Consider the following 20,661-nt stretch of genomic DNA (forward strand, 5'->3'; position numbering starts at 1 on the left):
AATTTGTCAAAACCATATGAAACCATTTACCCTAAACGATAACGAAGCTAAAATTACTACCGGTTTTAAACATCCGGAAGGCTATTTTGAGGCATTGGAAAGCAAATTGTCGGCTCAACTTCCGACTAACGATCCCAAAGTTATTGCTTTTTACCAACGAAAAACTACTTGGCTATATGCCGCAGCCGCTGTAGTGATTCTGTTCGTCTCAATTCCGATCTACCAAAACGTTTATCATTCTTCTACCGAAGTTGATGCTTTAGTTTTAGAAGATTACATTGCCACTCATGCCGATATTTCAGCGGAAGATTTGGCCACTGTTTTAGAGAAAGAAGATTTGGAAAAAATCAAACTCGAACTCAATCTAGGTGAAGAAGCCATAGAAGATGTTTTACTGAACAACAACGATTTAGAACAATACATGTTAGACTAAAATTATGAAAATCAACAACATATTAATAGCATTCGCACTCCTGGTATCCATTAATTCCTTTGGACAAGACGGCAGATTACTTAGAGAGAAAAAGGAACAAATTAAAGCGATGAAAGTGGCTTACATTACTAGTGAATTGTCACTGACTCCGGAAGAAGCTGCAAAATTTTGGCCTTTGTATAATGCCTTCGAGGACAAACAACACGAAATCAGATCTCAAAAACTCAAAGGCTATTTGGACCGCATAGACGATGATTCGTTTGATAATGTATCTGAAAAAGAAGCTGCGACTTTACTGGCGCAAATGGAAAGCACCGAAGACGAGTTACACCAAGCCAAGAAAAAATTTATAGCCAGCTTGAAAGGAGTTATTTCTCCACTCAAAATTTTAAAATTGAAAAAAGCAGAAGAAGGTTTCAATAGAAAACTTTTACAACAATACCGAAATAAAAGATTAGGTAGATAAAAACAAGAGAGTCTAACGGCTCTCTTATTTTTTGAACTCTATTTTCACAATTTTGTCTTTACCGGACGCCAATGCTGTATCCGAATCTAAAAATCTAATCGTGTACAATGTTGTATCGGTTAAAAACTGTTGCCAACTTTCTCCTCCGTCAGACGAATAAAACAAGCCTTGTGCTCCTACAGCCACTAGAGATTTTGCTCCTGAATTCGGCACAAACTGCACACAAGAAGCATATCCGAAACCTTGATTTTCAGCTACTAATTTCCATGTTTTCCCACCATCAGTCGTAATGGCTTTGTTCTGATAGTTTTGCATTGGTTTTTCATAGTTTCCTCCTGCTATAAAACCAATTTGTTCATTGTAAAAATCAGCTGTAAAAATGCCGGTCATGGATTCGCCCTGTACTATCGGTGTTTCAAATACTTCCCAAGATATTCCTTTGTCAGCCGAATGAAAAACGCGAGCTTTTTTACCTCCTGACACTATCCAAGCGTGATTGCCTTTTAAAATAAGGTTGGTATTGCTGGCTGCAAACGCCGCTTCTCCATCAGCCAATTTAGGCAATACCTCACAGGATAATTTTTGCCAGGTTTGTCCACCATCACGGGTAATGATAATCGAAAAACAATCAGCGGTCGGATCACCAATCGCCATGCCTTCCTTTTCATTCCAAAATTGCATGCTATCATAAAACACTTTTTCATGATTTTCTTGGTACACTAATGTTCTATGGGCTAAATCTTTCGAAAACTTATACAATCTGGCCGGATTGCCAATGGATAATGCGAAAAAGTTTTTGCCATTGGTAGCCAAACTTCTGTATTCATAAACCAAAGTATCGCTTACAATTTCGGCATTAATCCTACTATCATCTTTGGGAAACAGTACATAGCCTACCCTACTTTTGTCGCCGGCGAAATAAACTTTACCGTCAGTTACTACAATAGCTCTAACGCTGATTTTATCCATCAAAAGGGTATCAATTGTAACCGTTTGAAAGGGTTGCGCATTTACGTTGGCTCCCAAAATCAAAAAAAATACAGCCAAAAGAAAGAATTGATTTTTCATTATAAATACGGGGATTTAAGGCGAATATACAACTTTTAAAACAGTTAAGATTGCGTTAAAAAAGTTCAAAAAAATCCTGTGGCACAGTAATTGGAAAGTTCAAAAAAAACTATTCCACTTTAAAACATAAGATTATGAAAACTAAAATGATACTAGGATCGGTTTTGTCGCTGTTGAGCCTAACTACTATGGTTGCTCAAGACAGAACAACAGTTTCAGCTTATAATGCTGAAATCAGTGATAACTTAGATTTGAGAGCGGTGGCTTCTATTTTTGGCGACTCTAAAGATCTTGCCGATTTTGAAAGAAGATTAAACGATCCGGAAATTCAAATTTCCAATTTGGATTTGAACAATGACAATCAAGTAGATTACTTACGTGTGATTGAAACCGTGGAAGGCAATGCCCATTTGATTGTGATCCAATCGGTTTTGGGCCGAGATACTTATCAAGACGTTGCTACTGTTGAAGTGGAACGCGACCGAAACAACAGAGTTCAAGTACAAGTTGTTGGTGATGTTTATATGTACGGTCCTAATTATATTTACGAACCTGTTTATGCTTACACACCGGTTATTTACTCCTCTTTTTGGATAGGCAATTATCGTCCGTACTGCTCTTCTTGGTATTGGGGATACTACCCTAGTTACTATTATGCTTGGTCGCCTTGGCCGATTTTCCGTTACAGAAATCACATTGGCATCACCATCAACTTACACCACCATTACAATTATGTAAATTACAGAAGATGTGGCGTAGTATACAACAACTACTACCGTGGCGGAAGAAGAGGCAACGGTTACGAGGTGCGCTATCCGAACCGTTCCTTCCAACATCGCAACAGTGGATATGCAAATCGCTACGAATTGGATCAAAACCGAAACATCAGAACGGTAGGAAACCGAACTGATAACGCGGCTCATCCGAGAGGTAATTATGTTGATGCGAGTCCGAGAGGCAATGGCCCGGCGAGAAATGAATCGCCAAGAACCGTAAGAACCCAAGAAGCATCGCCAAGAGTTGCTGTAAGAACCGATGAAAGTCCGAGAGTGAGAAATACCGCTGAGGCCTCGCCAAGAAATACACCGAGAAGCTACGATTCGCCGAGAGTTTATAACGAACCCAAAGCTACACCAAGAGCTACTACGGAAACCTATGAATCGCCACGAAACATGAATACACCACAAGCCTCGCCGAGAAGCACTCCAAGAAGTTACGAAGCACCAGCACGTGAACTGGCCAGTCAATCACCGCGCTCTGTAGCCCCGAGAAGCAATTCGGCACCAAGAGAAATGTCGGCACCCAGAAGTAATTCCGGCGGACAAAGAGACATGTCAGGCCAAAGAAGTGGCTCCTCCAGAGGGAATAACGGCGGCAGAGAAAATCGAAGAGGTTGAGTTTTATAATTATAGTTTAGTTGTTAGCAAAGGCATCGTTTAGGCGATGTCTTTTGTTTTTTAAAAATAATTGACTGTGAAAGAATCAGATATTTCAAAAAGACATAAATTTGCACTCTTTAACATTTTATTATGAGTTCGCATAACCACAGCCTTCACAGCAAACTTTCTATAGGAGGATTACTTGTTACATTAGGAATTATCTACGGAGATATAGGAACCTCTCCACTATATGTAATGAAGGCCATACTCGGCGTTCATGAAATTTCAAGAGACATTGTTTTAGGAGGAATTTCATGCGTCTTCTGGACACTTACGTTACAAACTACCATCAAATACGTTATCATAACACTTAGTGCTGACAACCATGGTGAAGGTGGAATTTTTGCGCTCTTTGCCTTAGTAAAAAGAACTAAAATTAAATGGTTAATCATACCGGCGATAATTGGAGGAAGTGCCTTACTGGCCGATGGTATCATCACCCCGCCTATTTCGGTTTCTGCAGCGGTAGAAGGGATTAACACCTTCTATGCCATGGAAACCCAAACGATTCAAATAATCGTAATCTGTATCTTGTTTGTACTCTTTACCATTCAGCAATTCGGGTCCAAATTAGTTGGAAAGTTCTTTGCCCCTATGATGTTGATTTGGTTTTCTATGTTAGGAATATTAGGAACGCTTCAAGTAATTAATGATTTTTCTGTTTTCAATGCCATAAATCCTTATTATGCCTACGAGTTGTTGTTAATTCATCCGGAAGGTTTCTTTGTATTAGGTGCTGTATTCCTTTGTACTACCGGAGCCGAAGCGCTTTATTCAGACATGGGTCACTGTGGCCGAAAAAACATCCGAATCAGTTGGATATTTGTGAAAGCCATGCTTTTATTGAACTACTTCGGACAAGGTGCTTATCTTATTAGCCACGAAGGCCAAACCTTGGAACAACTGGGCGGTAAAGACGGAAATCCTTTTTATTTGATTATGGCCGATTGGTTCCAACCTATTGGTGTGGTTATAGCCACTTTAGCGGCGGTAATTGCCTCGCAAGCATTAATCAGTGGTTCTTTTACCCTAATCAACGAAGCCATGCGCTTGAACTTTTGGCCTAAAGTAAAAATAAAATACCCTACAGAATTAAAAGGTCAACTTTATATTCCATCCATTAACTGGTTGCTCTTGTTAGGTTGTATCGGAATCGTTTGGTACTTTGAAAAATCAAGTGCGATGGAACATGCCTATGGTTTGGCCATTGTACTTTGTATGATTATGACTACCATCTTACTTAATTTCTATTTGATTATGAAAAGAGTAAAATGGTATATCATAGGAGCGCTGATTACGGTTTATCTTGTTATCGAATTTAGTTTCCTTGCGGCAATCTTACCTAAATTCATTCATGGTGGTTTTGTGACATTAATTATTGCCTCTGCACTTGTAGGCGTAATGGGCACATGGTATTTGGCCAAGCAAATCAGTAAAAACTACACTAAAATCGTTAAAATTGACGATTACAAAAAAGTATTGGCAGAACTTAGTGTTGACTTATCCATTCCGAAATATGCCACGCATTTGGTGTACATGACCAACTCCAATCGCAGTGATGAAATCGAGGAAAAAGTAATGTATTCCATCTTACAAAAACGCCCTAAACGTGCCGATTTATATTGGTTCATACACGTAAACATCCTGAGCGAGCCTTATAAAAAAGAATACCGAGTAACGGAAATTGTGAAAGACGACATTTACCGAATCGACTTCTATCTTGGTTTCCGTGAACCAACCAAAATTAATTTGATGTTCAAGCAAGTCATCAAAGAAATGGTGGATCGCGGTGAAGTAGATATCACCAGCCGATACGAATCGTTGAATAAAAACAATATCATTGGCGACTTCAAGTTTGTCTTGTCTGAAAAATTCTTGTCTAATGACAGCGACTTGACTTTCTTCGAGAAAATTATCATGAACACCTATTTCATAATGAAAAAGCTGAGTTTGTCAGAAGAAAAAGGATTTGGCTTAGACAGTAGTTCGGTAAAAATAGAACAGTTCCCGTTGGTAATTCATGCGCCTGAGAAGATTGAAATGCGTCGAATTGAACGCGATTGCAATCCGGTCTAATTGTTTACCCAACAACTTTTCCTATAAGATTGACCTCAGAAATTAAGTTTCCTTTTTTAACGTGTTAATTTTAAGATTACATAATAAAAAAGGAATATCTTTGCACGCTTATTTTTTACCCAATGCGATTACACAGAAATTTAGTTTACACCACAATCGATTCCTTAAACGCTATCTTTAACGAAGGCGAATACGCCGACAAAGTGGTAGCACGTGCCTTGAAAAAAGACAAACGTTGGGGCAGTTCCGACCGCAAATTTGTGGCCGAAACCATTTATGAAATTGTACGTTGGAAACGACTTTACATGGAAATCGCCGATGTAAAAGAACCGCTCAATCGCGATGAACTATGGCGTATTTTTGCCGTTTGGGCTGTATTGCGCGGGTATCCTATTCCCGATTGGCGACAATTAGAAGGCACTCCGGAACGAAAAATCAAAGGTCGTTTTGACGAATTGTCTAAAATCAGAAAAATGCGCGAATCCATTCCGGATTGGATGGATGAATTGGGTGTCAAAGAATTGGGCGAAGAAGTATGGACCAAAGAAATCGCGGCACAAAACAAACAAGCACAAGTGATTCTTAGGGTAAACACGCTAAAAACTACCAAAGAAAAACTGCGTGCCATTTTAATGGATTTAAACATCGAAACCGAGTTTTTAAAAGACCAACCCGATGCTTTAGTGCTTAAAGAAAGAGCCAACGTATTTTTAACCGATGCTTTCAAAGAAGGATTATTCGAAGTTCAAGACGCTTCTTCTCAGTTAGTAGCCGCTTTCCTCGATGTAAAACCCGGAATGCGCGTAGTGGACACTTGTGCCGGAGCCGGTGGTAAAACCTTACACATGGCGTCCTTAATGGAAAACAAAGGCCAACTGATTGCCATGGATTTGTATGAAAGTAAACTCAAACAACTCAAATTAAGAGCCAAAAGAAATGGCGCTTTCAATATAGAATACCGCATTATCGACTCGACTAAAGTCATCAAAAAACTCCATGAAAAAGCCGACAGAGTGCTAATCGATGCGCCTTGCAGCGGATTGGGCGTGTTAAAAAGAAACCCGGATTCCAAATGGAAATTGCAACCGGAGTTTATAGACAACATCAAAAAAGTACAGGCAGAAGTATTGGAAAACTATTCTAAAATAGTCAAACCCGGCGGCAAATTGGTTTACGCTACTTGTTCAATCTTACCTTCTGAAAATCAGGAACAAGTTAAGCGTTTTTTAAGCACCGAAACGGGAAAATCATTTACCTTTGTGAAAGACGTGAAGATTTTGGCGCAAGACACCGGATTTGACGGTTTCTATATGGCCTTACTCGAACGCAAATAAGAAATTCAATACCACATGAAAAAAATCTTTACTTTATTTTTTTTAAACCTCGCCTTTTTAGGTTTAGCCCAACAAACATTATCTGTTAATGCTATTCCAGCCGGATATTACAATACGGCAACTGGTACCGGATATACTTTAAAAACGCAACTTTTCAACATCATTAACGATCACACAGATCGTGGATATTCAGGTTTGTATACTACTTATTTGACTTCTGACGTTGATAATTATTACGAAAACAACGGTACCATGCTCGATATGTATACCGAAAAACCTACCGGAAGCGAATGTGAATACGTTTATGGCGGTGGTTTGCAAGATGACGGAACTTTAGGAAATGCAGAATGCGATCGATACAATCGCGAACATTTGATTCCGCAATCGGTTTTTGGACAAAACAATTTCCCAATGTATTCTGATGCTCATTTTGTAGTGCCGTCTGATAAATATGTCAATGCACAAAGAGGTGATTTACCATTCAGTAAAGTAAACACACCTAATGCAACCTATTCTAACGGAAGTAAAAGAGGTTCCAATTTAAACTCAGGGTATTCAGCCGGTTATGTAGGTACAGTGTTTGAACCTATAGACGAATTTAAAGGTGATATTGCTCGTATGCTATTGTATTTTGCAACTCGCTACGAAGACCAAGTAGCCAGCTGGAGTTACACTATGTTCAACGGAACAAGCACGCAAGTATTCACCAATCAAGCTTTAAACGTATTATTGACTTGGAACGCTCAAGATCCTGTAAGTCAAAGAGAAATCGACAGAAACAACGCTATTTACGCCCGTCAAAACAATAGAAACCCTTACATCGACAACAACAATTATGTAACTCAAGTTTGGGGATTACCGTTGTCAAATCCAACTTTTTCAGATTTAAACAGCGTAGCGGTGTATCCTAATCCAACTACCGATATCATCAATATTCAATCGGAGGTGACTTTGGAAGAAATTGAAATCATCACCATCAACGGTCAAGTGTTGCAACAAATCAAACAACCGGTTTTAAACGACAACACTTACACCATCAGCAATTTGCCAAAAGGATTTTACTTTATCAAATTGGCCAATGCTTCCCAATCAGTGACCAAAAAAGTCTTAGTGAACTAGACTCAAAAAATACTATCATTTCAAAAAACGCTGTTGTAACCCAACGGCGTTTTTTTTATGGTCGCCGTTCGGCTCGTCGGTTAAATCAACAAATAAGCCTTATTTGCTTTGAATTGTAACGCTCGTTTAGTATCTTTCGCCCTATTAATGTGTAACCCTTAAACATTTACAAAAATGTTAGAAGAAAAGAATGATAACCTGCAAGACGCAGATGGAAATGTAGTTAACGACTCATTGGAAACAACCGCTGCTGAAAATCAAGAAATTACCACCGAAACTACTGAAGAAGTTGAAGCGGTGGCAGAAGTAGCTCCCGAAGCTGTAACTGAAGAAACGGTAGCCGTGGAAGAAGCAACAGCAACTGTAGACGTTGTAGCAGAAGTTGAAGCAGTAGCCGAAGCTCCTGAAACAACAGTAGAGGAAACTGCTGAAAACGTAGTGGAATTAACCGATGAGCCAATAACCGATGACAGTCCGGCCTCTGAAAACGATACCGTGATCAGTGCCATTCAAGAAGTCAATGCCGAAGAAAGCGAAGACGAATCCCTGAAAGACCGTCACGATATTCCGATGTTGGATTACGACACTTTATCGATGGAACAACTGGTAGCTGAATTAGGCGACTTGGTTGTGGTAGACAAAGTAATGTCGGTGAAAGACCACGTGGAAGAATTGAAAAAGGCCTTTCTCTCTAAATACTATCATTTTATCGATGAGAAAAGAGACGAGTTCCACGCCGAAAATCCGGATACTACAGAAGAATTCCATTATCATTTTCCGTTGAAAGTGAAGTTTGACCAACTTTACTCGCAATACCGAGATAAAAAGAATGCGCATTTTAAAAGCTTACAAAACAGCCTACAAACCAATCTGGAAAACCGTTTGGCTATAGTGGAAGAACTGAAAAATTTGGTACACAGCCAAGACAGCATTCCGGTTACCTTAAAAAAATTCAACGACATTCGCGACCGCTGGAAAGCAGCCGGTCCGATACCGAAAGACAAATACAACCACGTTTGGAACAACTACCACTTCCACTTGGAGAATTTCTATGATATTCTGCACTTAGACCGTGAAGCGCGTGACTTAGATTTCAAACACAACTTAGACCAAAAACTAAAAATCATCGCTCGTGTAGAAGAGTTGATTCACTTAGAAGACATCAACAAAGCCTTCCGTGAGTTGCAAGATTTACACCGCATTTGGAAAGAAGAAATCGGTCCCGTTTCCCGCGACAAACGCGAAGAAATTTGGAATCGTTTTAGCGAATTGACCAAACAAATGCACGACAAACGCGAGAGCTTATACGAGCAATTGCGCGCCGTAGAAACCGTTAATTTGGAGAAGAAAAAAGAAATCATCGCCCAAATTGAAGTGCTTGCCCAAGAAAAAGTAAACGCACATTCGGCTTGGTTAACCCAAATCGAAAAAGTAGAAGCTTTACGCAACCAGTTTTTTGCAGCCGGTAAAGTGCCTGCCGAAGTTAGTGAAGATACTTGGGCTGCTTTCAAAAATGCCGTGAGAAACTTTAATGTATTGAAAAACAGTTTCTATAAAGAAATCAAGAAAGACCAAAACGATAACTTGTCGAAAAAGCAAGCCTTAGTAGCCAAAGCGCAGGAATTAAAAGAAAGCACTGATTTTGCTGCTACTACGCCGTTAATGAAACAAATTCAGGAAGAATGGAAAACCATCGGTCACGTGCCGAGAAAATTCTCCGATAAATTGTGGGCTGAATTCCGTGCCGCTTGTAACGAGTACTTCGAAAAACTGAAAGAACAAAAATCTGAAGTCAACGTTGAAGAAGTAGAAGCTTTCGAAAAGAAAAAAGCCTACTTGGAAACCGTAAGAGCATTTGAAATGACCGGCGACCACAAAACCGATTTAGACGGTATCAAAGCGCATATTGAAATGTGGAAAAGCTTTGGCAAAGTGCCGTTTGCTCGTCGTCACATCGAAGGGAAATTCAACAAAATTTTGGATGCCTTATTCGAAAAACTAAGCGCCAGCAAAAAAGAAAACGAAATGACGCGTTACGCCAATCGTTTAGACAACTTGGCCAACAACGATACGCGCAAATTAGACAACGAAAAAGTGTTCTTAATGCGTAAAATTGACGAAGTACAAGGCGAAATCTTCCAGTTGGAAAACAACATCCAATTCTTTGCCAATGCCAAAGCGGATAACCCAATGGTGAAAGAAGTGAAGAAAAATATCGAATTGAAAAAAGAAGAGTTGGCCATGCTGAAAGAAAAGCTAAAACAACTCAGAAACTTAAAAGCTGAATAACAAAAAAGCCTCGAGATTTCGAGGCTTTTTTTATGGTTGTAATTTAGAGGCTAAGAGGTAAATCACCGCCATGCGAACGGCCACACCGTTTTCGACTTGGTCGAGAATAACCGATTGTTGCGAATCGGCTACGTCGGAAGTGATTTCTACCCCGCGGTTAATCGGTCCGGGATGCATGATGACGATTTCTTTGTTGAGCGAGTCCAACAAGGCTTTGTCTACTCCGTATTGCTGTGCATATTCTCGCGTTGACGGGAAATAATTCACGTCCATGCGTTCGTTTTGCACGCGCAGCATATTCGCCACATCGCACCATTCTAACGCTTTTCTCAAATTGGGCTCAACCGTTACACCAAGGCTTTCGATGTATTTCGGGATTAAGGTTTTCGGTCCGCAGACTTTCACTTCGGCACCTTGCATTTGCAGCGCGTAGATGTTGGATAAAGCCACTCTCGAGTGCAAAATATCGCCTACAATAACTACCTTCTTCCCACCTACTTCGCCCAGTCTTTCTCTTATAGAATAACTGTCGAGTAAGCCTTGCGTTGGGTGTTCGTGCGCGCCATCGCCGGCATTGATGATACTGGCTTTTACGTTTTGCGACAAGAAATACGCCGCACCCGGATGGGAATGACGCATCACCACCATATCTACTTTCATCGACAAGATGTTGTTCACGGTATCTATTAGCGTTTCCCCTTTTTTAACCGAAGATTGCGCTGCCGAAAAACTAATCACATCGGCCGACAAGCGCTTCTGCGCCAACTCGAATGAAAGTTTTGTACGCGTACTGTTTTCGAAAAAGATATTGGCAATGGTAATGTCGCGCAAAGAAGGCACTTTTTTAATCGGGCGGTTAATCACTTCTTTAAAATGATCAGCCGTTTCAAAAATCAAATCGATGTCTTGCTTTTGCAGGTATTTTATGCCTAGTAAATGGTTGACGGTTAGTTCAGACATTTTGTTAGTTGTAAGTTGTATGTTGTGTGTTGTATGTTGTTGTGTCTACTAAAGTTCTCTTATCCCTTTTCCCTTTTCCCTTTTCTCTAAACCAAATACACCGCATCTTCTCCATCCTTTTCACTCCAGCATACTTTTACTTTTTCATCTTGGATGGCGTCTACTTGACGACCGCGGTAATCGGGTTGTATGGGCAAATGACGGCTGAATCGGCGATCAATGAGTACCAACAATTCTACTTCCGAAGGTCTTCCGAAAGATTGAACCGCAGTCAAAGCCGCATTGATGCTTCGGCCGGTGAACAAAACATCGTCTATAAAAACGACTTTTTTGTCTTCGACTAAAAAATCAATCTGGGTTTTATTGGCCTCCAAGGTTTTCTCGCCACGGCGAAAATCATCGCGGAAAAAGGTAATATCGAGAAAGCCCAACTGTAAGTTATTGATGTGATAATCGTTTTCTAAAAGGTGTTGGATGCGTTTGGCCAAATAAGCACCGCGGGGCTGAATGCCTATCAAAACGGTATTGGAAAAATCGAGGTGGTTTTCGATTAACTGACAAGCCAAACGATGGAGTATGATATTGACTTCTTTGGAAGTGAGCAATACTTTTTGACTCATGGTAGTGTTGTTTGGAGTGTAAAAGTAGTGTTTTTTTGGTTTAATTTCAAATTAGTTGTGAGTTGTCGGTTGTGGGTTGTGGGTTTCGGGTTTCGGGTTTCGGGTTACGGGTTTAAATAAGTTACACAGAGAGACATAAAGGTTTAGCGCTACACGGAAGCACAAACAATAGGTTAACTGTCACCATAGTGGGCTTAGGATGGGCTTTGGGTAGGCTTAGGTATGGAGTAGCTAGCGGGTTGCGGGTTTAAATAAGTTACACAGAGATTGTGGAGATTCACAGAGAGTAAATAATCAACAACTTACAACCTTTCTACTCCTTTCCATCGTCTTCTTAACCCTTTCCGCTGGCGGGAAAGACCAACCAAGCTACGCTCAAAGCCAAACCACCGGCGGACGACTGTAACACCCCCAAAGCAACAATAAACCCGACCAAAAACCAAAAAAATCGACGAGTGGCTTTTTTTATAGATAGATGGATTAGAATTAGTACGATATTGGCTATATTTGAAAATTAACCGATACAAATAGTATTAAAACTATATAACCGTTACTTTAAAAGCGTTTGCCTTAATTTTAAATCCTAAATATAAATATCATGAAAAAAACATTATCTCTATTAGCACTCCTTACATTTTCAAGTTTTGTTAGCGCGCAAGAAGTTAAGCTTAAAAAGAAGAAAGTTCTATTTGATGGAATAGAAGTTTTAAGTTATGAACGCGAAGATGCTGGTGTCTTTCAGATACATTTTTATGACTTAAAGAGTAATGATGAAATTCTCTTTTTAAAAAGAAATAACAATGAAACACCGGCATACTATGAAGATGATTACACCCAGATTAAATTTATTGGATTAAAAAAGGGCTTAGAGGTTAAACAACAAAAATCTTGGACTGCATATTTGGAATGGTTAGTAAAAAACAAAGTTCTTAATAGTGATGGAACACTAAATGAGGAGAAAGTGGATGCATTAATCCAAAATTATGATGAGAATATAACGAAGCGAACCATTCGTTAAAACTGCTGAGAATAGCTATAAATCAGCTCATAACAGTTTTTTTAAGTTATTACACTCCCCCTCTACCGCACGAAATAAAATTCGACGAAGTCAATCCCTTCGCGTGGTTTTTGTTGATTAATAGTCCAAATAAAATTTATGAAAAAAAGCATTATAATTTTAGTAAGTTTTTTAATAAACACCAGTTATATTACTGCACAAACCCCAACACTTCAATGGCAGAAGACATTGGGAGGAACTTTTGAAGATATGGCTTCGACGATTATACAAACATCGGACGGAGGGTATTTAACAGTTGGCTATTCTTATTCATCCGATGGAAACGTAACGTTAAACCATGGTGTTCAAGACTACTGGGTTGTTAAGCTTAATGCCACCGGAACTATCGAATGGCAAAAGTCTTTTGGAGGGTCTGATGAGGACACTCCTACCAGTGTTGTTCAAACAACTGACGGTGGTTATGTTGTTGCCGGTTTTACAGCTTCTACGGATGGCGATGTAACGGGCAATCATGGAGAGTATGATTATTGGATTGTGAGATTAAATTCGGCCGGTACTATACTTTGGCAAAAAACATATGGAGGAACAAACAATGATATGGCATATAGCATTGCTCCCACCTCTGATAGTGGATTTATAGTTGCGGGTCTTACTACGTCATACGATGGTGATATAAATGATAATAATGGTGGAGGCGATGTCTGGATTGTTAAGATTAATTCTTCAGGTGTTTTACAATGGCAAAAAACTCTTGGCGGTACTGCTTCTGACCAAGCAAAAAGTATCAGCCAAACAGCCGATGGAGGTTACGTAATGGCCGGTAAAACGTATTCCAATGATTTGGATGTGTCAGGAAATCACGGTGATTATGATTTTTGGGTGGTAAAATTAGACAGTGCCGGAACCATTCAGTGGCAAAAAGCTTTAGGAGGAACTAATGAAGATGAAGCTATAAGTATAATTAAGACCACCGATGGCGGTTATGCTGTAGCCGGCATTATTTATTCTAATGCAAGTAATGGAAACATTACAGGACAGCACGGAGAGCATGATTTTTGGGTTGTTAAATTAAATTCGTTGGGCACAATACAATGGCAAAGACCATTAGGCGGTAGTAATTCCGATAGAGGCTACTCCATAGTGCAAACCAATGATGGCGGTTTTATTGTTGCCGGGAGTTGCCAATCTTATGATGGCGATGTAGTGACGGGCAATAATGATAACGGTGGCGTGTGGCTTGTAAAATTGAATACAGCAGGAGTTGTTCAATGGCAGAAACCTTTTGGTGGTTCTGAGTATGAAGAAGCCTTTTCTTTAATTAAAACAACTGATGGCGGATTTGCAGTGGCTGGCTTTACTTATTCTAATGATGGAGATGTATCAGGAAATCATGGCGACAGCGATTTTTGGATTTTGAAATTGAGTGGAGAGAATTTAGGGACTACTGATTTTCAAAGAAATGCTATCATTGTATATCCAAACCCTGTTACTGATGTATTACAGATACAAGGAGTGACCGAACCAATAACAGCTATTAAAATCATAGACCTCACAGGAAAGACCGTTTTGGAACAAACAACAAGCAATCATTTTTTTGATGTTGAACTACTTCCGCAAGGTATCTATCTGCTTGAAGTTTATACAGAAAAATATAAGCATACTCATAAGTTTACAAAACAGTAGTTATATTCTTTATTCTTCTAATATTTCATGATATCCCACACTCCCTCAGACTGCCAAGCGAAATGAAATTCGACGAAGTCAATCCTTTCGAGTGGTTCTTGTTCCAGCCCTTTTTAAGATTGTGGAAAAAGGTTGTCAGATGTTCAGATTTTCGGATGATGGATAACAGACAACTTCACGTTTAGACAAGTTACACAGAGATACACAGAGTTTGTGGAGATTCACCGAGAATACAGGTTCAGATTTTCGGATGACGGATAACTTACAACCAACAACTCTTTGAACCTTCGACCCTTCGACAACCCTTCGACAAGCTCAGGGTGACATCTTGTGTTTAGTTGGGATTTGTTTAAATAGAAAATTCCAACTACTACCACAAACAATACAAAACGCTATTGTCAGTCTGAGCCTGTCGAAGACCCATTATCTTGTTGAGAACCATATTGAGTGTAGTTTTTAGCATGTAAAACTAACTTATCCCAATCTTCTTTAATCAAGGCTTCTTTCTTTCTACGTGTCCAACCTTTTATTTGCTTTTCTACCGCAATGGCGTTGAGTACATCATTAAAGGTTTCAAACCACACCAAATCCAAAGGCCTTTTATCAAAAGTGTAACAGTCTTTGTTTTTACCTGTGTGATGTTCCATCATTCGTCTTTCTAAGTTATTGGTAAAACCGGTATAATAGGAATGATCGCTACATTTTAAGATATAAACAAAATAAGTCTTCATTGTTTTTTTGTAATAAAATTACTAAATTTTAATACATTATACTTTTGCTGTAGAACTTTATTTGGTACTTTGTTATGATTTACTACTTCTACCCTTCGACCGCCCTTCGACAGCCCTTCGACAGGCTCAGGGTGACAAAGTGCGTACTATTGGCATTGGTTTAAATTGAAAAATTTCAAATACTACCACAAACAATACAAAACGCTATTGTCAGTCTGAGCCTGCCTGTACTGAGCGATGACGAAGTATCGAAGACCTTTTGCTTAATAGCATCAACCCTTCGACAACCCTTCAACAGCCCTTCGACAAGCTCAGGGTGACAAAGTGCGTACTATTGGCATTGGTTTAAATTGAAAAATTTCAAATACTACCACAAACAATACAAAACGCTATTGTCAGTCTGAGCCTGCCTGTACTGAGCGATGACGAAGTATCGAAGACCTTTTGCTTAATAGCATCAACCCTTCGACAACCCTTCAACAGCCCTTCGACAAGCTCAGGGTGACAAAGTGCGTACTATTGGCATTGGTTTAAATTGAAAAATTTCAAATACTACCACAAACAATACAAAACGCTATTGTCAGTCTGAGCCTACCTGTACTGAGCGATGACGAAGTATCGAAGACCTTTTGCTTAATAGCCTCAACCCTTCGACAGCCCTTCAACAGCCCTTCGACAGGCTCAGGGTGACATCTTGTGTTTAGTTGGAATTTGTTTAAATAGAAAAATTTCAATTACTACCTTAAATAATACAAAACGCTATTGTCAGTCTGAGCTTGCCTGTACTGAGCGATGACGAAGTATCGAAGACCTTTTGCTTAATAGCATCAACCCTTCGACAACCCTTCAACTACCCTTCGACCGCCCTTCGACAGGCTCAGGGTGACAAAGTGCGTACAATTGGTATTGGTTTAAATTGAAAAATTTCAATTACTACCTTAAATAATACAAAACGCTATTGTCAGTCTGAGCCTGCCTGTACTGAGCGATGACGAAGTATCGAAGACCTTTTGCTTAATAGCATCAACCCTTCGACAACCCTTCGACTACCCTTCGACAGGCTCAGGGTGACAAAGAGCGTACTATTAGCATTGGTTTGGAGAGAGAACAACTACCCAAGTAAACCTAAACTGTCGGAAACCTTAGGAATCTGAGTTAGGTTAAAAAAGCCATTGCGGATCAAAAACCAAAATGGCTTTAAACCCGCAATGCTACTCTACCTTTTACTATGGTTACTTGTTTCCGTACACTTGTTTTAGGAAATCGGTTATAGGTAACGGTGGTCTTCCCAACAGTTTTACTAAATCCTGGCTCTCGTTGTCTAACTCGCCTTGGGCTTGGGCTATGGCAAAACTCGAGAAAACACCGATGGCTTCTTCCGGTAGGCCGTGATGGCTCAGTACGGTTTTATAATCTACTTCGGAAGGAGAAATGTAATTGATTTTTTTACCTGAAACGGCCTCTATGGTTATGGCTATCTCTTCGTAAGACAAGGCTTGGGTATTGGTGAAATCATAGGTTTTGCCTTCGTGGTTCGGCGTAGTCAAAATAGTAGCAGCTGCTTCGGCCATATCCGAACGCAATACCGCGCCTACTTTACCTTGTCCTGCCGGCACATACAAAACGCCGCTTTCCAATACATTCTCCCCTATAAAGCCGGGTAAAAAATCCATGTACAAATTGTTTTTCAAAATGGTGTACGCCATACCGCTCTGCTCCAACCAACGCTCGGTTTGGATGTGCGATTGTGCCACTACCCATAAAGGGGAAGTTTCGGTTTCGTTTTTGCGCTGAAAGCTGGTATACACTACGTGCTTAACACCGGCATCTATGGCCGCATTAATAACATTTTCATGCTGTGTAAGCCTTTTCAATAGATCGCTGCCCGAAATAAAAAGCAGTTTTTCTATACCTGTAAAAGCGGCAACCAACGAGGCATAGTCATCATAATCGGCTATGGCGGTGTTGAGGCCTTGGGCTTTAAAATCGGTGGCGGCGGTTTCGTTTCTGACTAAGGCGGTGAGTTGGTGCGCCGGTATGCCTTTAGCCAATAGCGCTTGGAGGGTTGCTTTACCGAAATGTCCGGCAGCTCCTGTTACTAAAATCATTTTTTTTGTGGTTTTAAAATTAATATTTACTTTTGTTACGCAAAGTAACTAATAATAGTTTTTAAAAGTAACAAGTTACCTTTGGGTAACCTAACAATAAGTAGTAACGCTATGGTAACTAATACGCCAAAAATCAACGAAACCAATTGTCCGGTAAGTGCCATGCTGGCCTTAATAGGCGGTAAATGGAAACCTGTAATCTTATATTGTCTCCGCAACGACACCAGACGCTTTGGGGAATTGGCCGCCCGAATCCCAACCATCTCCAGAAAGGTATTGACCGAGCAACTCAAAGAACTCGAGCAAGACCAACTCATCATCCGCCAACAATACAATGAAATCCCACCCCGAGTGGAATACTCCTTATCCGACTTGGGCAAAAGCATGGCGCCGGTTTTAAATGCCATGGAACAATGGGGATTGGAAAATATTTTGTTGAAAAAATAGAAAGGATGTTTGGATAACTTATAACTCACAACCCACAACTTCACGATTAAAAAAAGTTACACAGAGATACACAGAGATTGTGGAGATGCACAGAGAACAGATGTTCAGATTTTCGGATGACGGATAACAGACAACCGACAACTTCCACATTTCCGTAATTCCTAATTCCTAATTCATAATTCATAATTCCCTTATCCCTAAAATTAACACAATAGCGCCGAACAGAAATTTTAATTCAAAAAAACTGTTCGCAAAAACCGAACAAAAATTTAAAAATAAAAATCTTGTTCGCAAACCAACAACACTCTTCCCTAATCCAAGTACTCATCAAAACTCATAACCCTTACAATTACCCCTTCCCGGTTAAACTTCTCAGGACTAACAAAATACTTTCAATCAAACTCTTTTTATTACATTTTTTCTTACCTTGCCACGACTAAGCTAAGCCGCAGTAGGTTTGCCGCTTTTAGTAAAAAAGCCATTGGTGAAAATTAATTTTTAACCTTTATGAAATCAACCCTACTTTTTATTTTCCTAGCCTTAGCGCCTCTTGGTTACGGCCAAACCATCAATTTTCCCGATGCCAATCTCAAGACAAAACTGTTGAGTGCTTCCACTTCCAATGGTGTAGCCACCGGCCAAGTCTCAACCTACAATATGAATTCAGACAGTTGGACGCCCAATCAAACGCCCTACTATACGGTAATTGATACCAATGGCGATGGTGAAATACAAGTCTCAGAAGCGTTACTCATCAAAGGCTTGATCTTAAACTCGGCCAACATCACGGATTTAACCGGAATTGAATATTTTAGCAATCTGCAGTATTTAAAGTGTGGGAGTAATCAAATTCAAAGTTTGACTTTTACCACTCCCAATACGTTACAGTATTTGAATTGTGACTATAATCAAATAACCTCCGTAAACTTATCGGGTTTAACCAATTTACGAACGCTAAAGTGTTCCGGTAATCTATTAACGACTATAAATACGAGCAATTTGCTGAATTTAAACTGGCTACACTGTCTCGGTAACGATATTACCAGTTTGGACCTTAGTTCCAATAGTCAACTCACTTCCATAAACTGTGGCGGGAACGAATTGACGACGCTCGATTTAAGTAATCAACCTTATCTGAGTGCGTTGTATTGCAGCAGCAATCATTTGACCGGTTTGGATCTCAGCCACTGTGATATGGAAAACGGATTATTTGCTGATTACAATGCGTTGACTTTTTTAAATTTAAAAACCGGCAATTACAGCTGGGACTATCTTCAATTTAGCAACAACCCCAATCTTCAGTATGTGTGTTGTGATGAAGAAGATTTAGATTTGGTGGCCGCAAAATTATCCACTTACGGCTATACCGGTTGCCATACCAATACCTATTGCAGTTTTACACCCGGAGGAAGTTATAACACTTTAACCGGAACCCTTTCGATTGATTTTAACAACAACGGTTGTGATGCCAACGATATTGTTCAACCTTTTGTCAGGGTTAATATTTCCGATAATTCGTCATCAGGAACAAGTTTTACCAATAGTAATGGCGTTTATCATTTTTATATGCCTTGGGGTAACTATACGGTAACCCCTCAAATGGAAAATATCGATTACTTTGTTTTGAGTCCACCAACCGCAATCATCAACGCCAACAGTAGCAATGGGACTTTTACCCAAAATTTTTGTGTTGTTCCCAATGGTGTCCACCCTGACTTAGAAGTATTTCTCATACCGGTAAGTATTGCAAGGCCGGGTTTTGATGCTCTATACAAGTTGGTTTACAAAAACAAAGGCAACTCCACACAATCGGGTACAGTTCAGTTGTCATTTGATGATGCTGTTTTAGATTTTGTTTCAAGTAACACGGCTTTTAGCAGTCAATCCACAGGGAATATAACTTGGGATTTTACGAATTTACAGCCTTTTGAAAGTCGGGTAATCAATCTTGTTTTCAATCTAAACTCACCCATCGAAACACCCGCTTTAAACAGTGGTGATGTTTTACATTACACCGCTACCGTTGTGGGTCAAACCGATGAAACGCCCAATGACAATACCCTTGTTTTCCATCAAACTGTAGTGAACGCTCTTGATCCGAATGATAAAACTTGTTTAGAAGGAACAACGATTGCCCCTGCTATGGTGGGCGACTATGTGCATTATTTGATTCGCTTTGAAAACAATGGTACCGCTAACGCTGAAAACATAGTGGTAAAAGACATGATAGACACGACCAAATTCGACATTACTACTTTACTCCCTTTGACGGCAAGTCATACTTTTGAAACAAGAATTAGCAATACCAACAAAGTAGAATTTATTTTTGAAAATATAAACCTGCCTTTTGATGATGCTAACAACGATGGTTATATAACGTTTAAAATCAAAACCAAACCAAATTTAGTGCTGGGTGATACCTTTAGCAATACAGCCAATATTTATTTTGACTACAATTTCCCTATAGCAACCAACAATTATCTGACAAGCGTTCAAAACCCGTTAAGCGTTACAGAAAATGAAAGCAGTACTACAATGATTGCTTATCCGAATCCTGTGAAAGACGCGTTGCAATTTGAAACCATCAAACCAATTCTAAAAGCCGAAATCTATGACATCAGCGGTAGAATTATAGTTGCCATGGGGGTAACCAACAACACCTTAGACTTAACAGCCTTACAAAGAGGAAACTATGTGGTAAAAGTATTTACGGAAGACGGTGTATCCTATAGTAAAATTATAAAAGACTAATCATCATCAAGTTTGTAAACAAAAACGCTCGCCATTGACGGGCGTTTTATTTTAAGAATACCTCTTCGTTCTCATTTACTGTCTTTTCTCATCTTTCAAATACTCGTTTAACGTCATGC

Annotated in this window: 16 protein-coding genes; 11 read left to right on the forward strand and 5 right to left on the reverse strand. The window is 39.6% G+C overall.

What is annotated here, in order from left to right; genetic code table 11:
• Positions 1–16: 16 nt before the first annotated feature.
• Together SK086_RS08040 and SK086_RS08045 are read left to right on the forward strand one after the other, a co-directional pair.
• Complete coding sequence (locus SK086_RS08040) at positions 17–433, forward strand: hypothetical protein (RefSeq protein ID WP_324690823.1); 417 nt, start codon at positions 17–19, stop codon at positions 431–433.
• 4 nt (positions 434–437) lie between these two features.
• Positions 438–899, forward strand: coding sequence for a sensor of ECF-type sigma factor (locus tag SK086_RS08045; protein ID WP_324690824.1), 462 nt, complete (start codon positions 438–440; stop codon positions 897–899).
• Positions 900–923: 24 nt separating this feature from the next.
• Here SK086_RS08045 and SK086_RS08050 read toward each other — a convergent pair whose 3' ends face one another.
• The gene (locus SK086_RS08050) at positions 924–1,967 is read right to left on the reverse strand and encodes a WD40/YVTN/BNR-like repeat-containing protein (RefSeq protein ID WP_324690825.1); all 1,044 of its coding nucleotides are present in this window, start codon (positions 1,965–1,967) and stop codon (positions 924–926) included.
• 134 nt (positions 1,968–2,101) lie between these two features.
• Between SK086_RS08050 and SK086_RS08055 the strand changes: the two genes are divergently transcribed.
• The 5 genes from SK086_RS08055 to SK086_RS08075 all read left to right on the forward strand — a co-directional run bounded on the left by SK086_RS08055 (position 2,102) and on the right by SK086_RS08075 (position 10,224).
• Positions 2,102–3,364, forward strand: coding sequence for a hypothetical protein (locus tag SK086_RS08055; protein ID WP_324690826.1), 1,263 nt, complete (start codon positions 2,102–2,104; stop codon positions 3,362–3,364).
• A gap of 132 nt (positions 3,365–3,496) precedes the next feature.
• On the forward strand, positions 3,497–5,482 hold the full coding sequence (locus tag SK086_RS08060; protein ID WP_324690827.1) for a KUP/HAK/KT family potassium transporter: 1,986 nt from the start codon (positions 3,497–3,499) through the stop codon (positions 5,480–5,482).
• A 122-nt stretch (positions 5,483–5,604) separates the two neighbouring features.
• A complete protein-coding gene (locus SK086_RS08065; protein ID WP_324690828.1) occupies positions 5,605–6,816 on the forward strand; it encodes an RsmB/NOP family class I SAM-dependent RNA methyltransferase in 1,212 nt (403 codons plus the stop codon).
• A gap of 15 nt (positions 6,817–6,831) precedes the next feature.
• Positions 6,832–7,935: an endonuclease gene (locus SK086_RS08070; protein ID WP_324690829.1), complete on the forward strand. Its 1,104-nt coding sequence runs from the start codon at positions 6,832–6,834 to the stop codon at positions 7,933–7,935.
• Positions 7,936–8,109: 174 nt separating this feature from the next.
• Positions 8,110–10,224 (forward strand): DUF349 domain-containing protein, encoded by a 2,115-nt coding sequence (locus tag SK086_RS08075; protein WP_324690830.1) that lies wholly within the window; start codon positions 8,110–8,112, stop codon positions 10,222–10,224.
• Between the two features lie 30 nt (positions 10,225–10,254).
• Here SK086_RS08075 and SK086_RS08080 read toward each other — a convergent pair whose 3' ends face one another.
• Positions 10,255–11,184: an aspartate carbamoyltransferase catalytic subunit gene (locus SK086_RS08080; protein ID WP_324690832.1), complete on the reverse strand. Its 930-nt coding sequence runs from the start codon at positions 11,182–11,184 to the stop codon at positions 10,255–10,257.
• A gap of 86 nt (positions 11,185–11,270) precedes the next feature.
• Positions 11,271–11,804 carry a bifunctional pyr operon transcriptional regulator/uracil phosphoribosyltransferase PyrR gene (gene pyrR / locus SK086_RS08085; RefSeq protein WP_324690834.1) on the reverse strand — a complete coding sequence of 178 codons (534 nt, stop codon included), beginning with the start codon at positions 11,802–11,804 and terminating at the stop codon, positions 11,271–11,273.
• 598 nt (positions 11,805–12,402) lie between these two features.
• Between pyrR and SK086_RS08090 the strand changes: the two genes are divergently transcribed.
• Entirely contained in the window at positions 12,403–12,822 is a 420-nt protein-coding gene (locus SK086_RS08090) for a hypothetical protein (RefSeq protein ID WP_290874143.1), read from the forward strand.
• A gap of 138 nt (positions 12,823–12,960) precedes the next feature.
• The gene (locus tag SK086_RS08095; RefSeq protein ID WP_324690837.1) at positions 12,961–14,505 is read left to right on the forward strand and encodes a T9SS type A sorting domain-containing protein; all 1,545 of its coding nucleotides are present in this window, start codon (positions 12,961–12,963) and stop codon (positions 14,503–14,505) included.
• Between the two features lie 398 nt (positions 14,506–14,903).
• Here the strand turns inward: SK086_RS08095 and SK086_RS08100 are convergent, their stop codons facing one another.
• Both SK086_RS08100 and SK086_RS08105 read right to left on the reverse strand, forming a co-directional pair.
• The gene (locus SK086_RS08100; protein WP_324690838.1) at positions 14,904–15,236 is read right to left on the reverse strand and encodes a GIY-YIG nuclease family protein; all 333 of its coding nucleotides are present in this window, start codon (positions 15,234–15,236) and stop codon (positions 14,904–14,906) included.
• Between the two features lie 1,232 nt (positions 15,237–16,468).
• Positions 16,469–17,344 carry an SDR family oxidoreductase gene (locus SK086_RS08105; RefSeq protein ID WP_324690840.1) on the reverse strand — a complete coding sequence of 292 codons (876 nt, stop codon included), beginning with the start codon at positions 17,342–17,344 and terminating at the stop codon, positions 16,469–16,471.
• Positions 17,345–17,455: 111 nt separating this feature from the next.
• Between SK086_RS08105 and SK086_RS08110 the strand changes: the two genes are divergently transcribed.
• Positions 17,456–17,791, forward strand: a complete 336-nt coding sequence (locus SK086_RS08110) for a winged helix-turn-helix transcriptional regulator (RefSeq protein WP_290874207.1) — start codon at positions 17,456–17,458, stop codon at positions 17,789–17,791.
• 507 nt (positions 17,792–18,298) lie between these two features.
• On the forward strand, positions 18,299–20,542 hold the full coding sequence (locus SK086_RS08115; RefSeq protein WP_324690842.1) for a DUF7619 domain-containing protein: 2,244 nt from the start codon (positions 18,299–18,301) through the stop codon (positions 20,540–20,542).
• The last annotated feature ends 119 nt before the right edge of the window (positions 20,543–20,661 follow it).

This window comes from Flavobacterium cheonhonense (genome assembly GCF_035671315.1).
In the GTDB taxonomy this organism is placed as follows: Bacteria; Bacteroidota; Bacteroidia; order Flavobacteriales; family Flavobacteriaceae; genus Flavobacterium; species Flavobacterium cheonhonense.